Below are 3003 nucleotides of genomic sequence, written 5' to 3' on the forward strand. Positions count from 1 at the left end.
ATAGCGGCATTGAAACCCTCGCTGTCGAAGCGGGTGAATCTCATAATCCGGGAACGACCATGCGTAAAGCTTTCCGTTCTGTTACTGTTCGGATTTCCTTCTTTTATATTGGGTCCATTCTCATCATGCTGAGTGCATTCTCATGGACTTATATCGTCGAAAGTAATGTCAGTCCTTACGTTTTGATGTTTGCTAAGATCGGCATTCCCGTGGCCGCAGGGCTTGTCAATTTAATTATTATTCTATCTGCGCTCTCCTCGTGCAACACGGGGGTATATGGGGGCAGCCGGATGCTCTATGGTATGGCCGAAAAAGGGCTGTACTCCCCACAATTTACGAAACTGAATCGCAACAAAGTGCCCCATGTGGCGGTCTGGGTGACGGCGGCCATGATCTCCCTCGGCGTTATCATTACGTACTTGGCACCGGATAATGTCTATGTTTGGATCACCAGTGCTTCGGCCTTTGCTTCCCTATGGACGTGGGGAACGATTTTGGTGAGCGAATTGGTTTTCAGACAACGGGCCCGCAAACAAAAGCAAGAACTGCAGTACGCCATGCCGCTTTGGCCAGCTTTACCCATCATTGGTTTAATCATGCTGGTCATTGCCTTTGTAGCGATTGCCACCTCCCCGTTAACGAGAATCTCCGTATTTGGGGGAATCGGGTGGTTAGTTATTCTATTGGTTTATTACCAGGTGAAGGTGAAGCATCGGATTAATACGAAAGATTGGAATAACATGCAGATCGAAAAGAAAGTTACAGATGCTTCCTAGAGCAAAGTGATTGAAAGACAAGCATACTGCTAAAATAATCCTTAATCTCCTATTAAGGATCTATACATTAATGTTTTGTAGTGTTCACGGCCGCGTTAAGTCGCGTGCCGTTTTTTATGTCTATTTTGACCTCCAGACCCTCTTAATATTACTTGAGGAATGGGTATTCTATAGGATCTACTACTTCTGTCTTTCTAGGTTCGTCTATATAGTGTTTAGTTGCTTCACTTTTATATCCAATTAACGCAATTAAGCCCATTACGAGAACAAAAAATATAATAAGGACAGTTGGTGATGGAATCCTTTTTAAAAGTGCGCTCATTCTTTTCTGTTTCTTGAACTTTTCAAAGGAAATGATATTAATTTTTGATTTATTACGCATGAAAATTACTTCCTTTTGGTAGGAGTTCAACCATACCGCATTATTTCTCACTTATATGTTGGCTATAGATTAATTATAACTTGCTCTAAGAACAAATGCATATCTCAGTATTTCTCTTATTTTCTTAGATTTTAATGTAGAATTTTATTATATAAACAATCATTATTTTTGAAAAATGGGATTTTAATTTATATGTTGACTATTCGTTTAATAATTTGTAATATTAACCTAACAACTGGTACGTACGTTGTGATGTGGTGAACACATAAACCAAGCATATTAGCTTAAGTCACACTGTTCGTTTCCATTTGGCATTTCAATCATAACTAAAAGAAAGGAAGGATCTAATGATTAACAGAAACGGAGATGATTCGATTGTCGTTACCTAAGTTAGACCACAATCAACAAGTAATAAATTCAAGCGTCAAAAAGCCCCTCCAAAAAAAATTCTTGTCAAACCAATCGAGAGGATTTTTAAAAGGTCTAGGTCTAACGCTGATCCTAGCAACTCTTGCAGGAAACATTGCCCATTTTCCTTTCTTTTCGATTATGGGGGTTATGATTATCTCTATAATTTTAGGTATGGGATGGAAAGGAATCATGGATGTTCCTCTCGATTCAACCGCAGGAATTACATTTAGCAGCAAGATTCTTTTAAGAGCTGGCATTATATTAATGGGACTTCGCCTAAATCTTGAACAAATTGTTTCAGCTGGTTTTTCTGTCGTTCTCATTGATATTATTGTCATCGCCTTCACGCTAACAGTGATGATTTATTTAGGTAAATGGTTTTCAATTGATAAACATTTATCAGCACTCATAGCTGTTGGAACAGCTGTATGCGGAGCCGCAGCGATTGTTGCAGTTGCTCCCTTAATTGGGGCAAAAAAAGAATACACGGCTGTTTCAGTAGCTTGTATCGCCATTTTAGGAACAATTGGAACCATCATTTATATCCTTATCTACCCCATTTTAGGATTAGATCCATACCTTTACGGGGTGTTAGTCGGTTCGACCCTGCATGAATTAGCTCATGTCATTGCAGCTGCGGTTCCAGGTGGTGTTGTAAGTGGGGATATCGCTATACTTGTTAAACTTGGAAGAGTGGCTTTACTCATTCCAGTCGCGTTAATACTCGGGTACCTCTTTAGAGAAAAGGGTGAAAAAGTAGAACCAAAGAAAGGCATCAAGGATTTGCCGATCCCCTGGTTTATCTTCGGTTTTCTCGCCTGTAGCTTAATAAACACACTAGGTTTTGTTCCCGACGTGGTAACTAAAATGTTAATTTCTTTAAGCGTGTTTTTACTATCCATGGCCATGGCAGGGCTAGGATTGGGCATTAATTTAGATGACTTTAAAAAAGTCGGAATAAAAGCTGTATTGGTAGGAGTGTTAGGGTTTATTTCGTTATCGATTTTAGGACCTATTCTACTTAATCTACTTTGATAACCATGGTACGATCATCAAAATTCCATCTGGTTATTCAGGAAATATCCTGTAATTTGAATTGTGGTAATTTTTTAATTTGTTGTATTGACTATTCTTAGAATAACATTTATTATTATATCACCAACCAAACTGGTACGTACGTTATGATATTAGGATGTTAATCCACGCTATAACTGGTACTTACATCCTGTCGTTCGTTCCATATTATGAAGCCCATATACTTAAATTAAAGGAGGATTAGCACCATGGAACAGATGAAAACTCAAATCAAAAGAGGTACGAAAGTAAAAATGACACCGAGTGAAGCCATTGTGGAGACATTAGTGGCTGAAGGGGTCACCCATATTAACGGGATCTTAGGATCTGCCTTCATGGATCTGCTCGATTTATTACCTA

3 protein-coding genes are annotated in these 3003 nt (G+C 38.9%); 2 read left to right on the plus strand and 1 reads right to left on the minus strand.

Annotated features, from left to right (window positions below):
- A partial coding sequence (locus tag ABLT31_RS38185) for an amino acid permease (protein ID WP_367760941.1) occupies window positions 1-776 on the plus strand: 776 nt, incomplete at its 5' end.
- A 148-nt stretch (window positions 777-924) separates the two neighbouring features.
- Here ABLT31_RS38185 and ABLT31_RS38190 read toward each other — a convergent pair.
- Window positions 925-1158, minus strand: a complete 234-nt coding sequence (locus ABLT31_RS38190) for a hypothetical protein (protein WP_367760942.1) — start codon at window positions 1156-1158, stop codon at window positions 925-927.
- A 366-nt stretch (window positions 1159-1524) separates the two neighbouring features.
- On the opposite strand from ABLT31_RS38190, the gene ABLT31_RS38195 reads away from it, so the two are divergent.
- A complete protein-coding gene (locus ABLT31_RS38195; RefSeq protein WP_367760943.1) occupies window positions 1525-2604 on the plus strand; it encodes a YeiH family protein in 1080 nt (359 codons plus the stop codon).
- Window positions 2605-3003 lie beyond the last annotated feature (399 nt).

Source organism: Ammoniphilus soli, assembly GCF_040813775.1.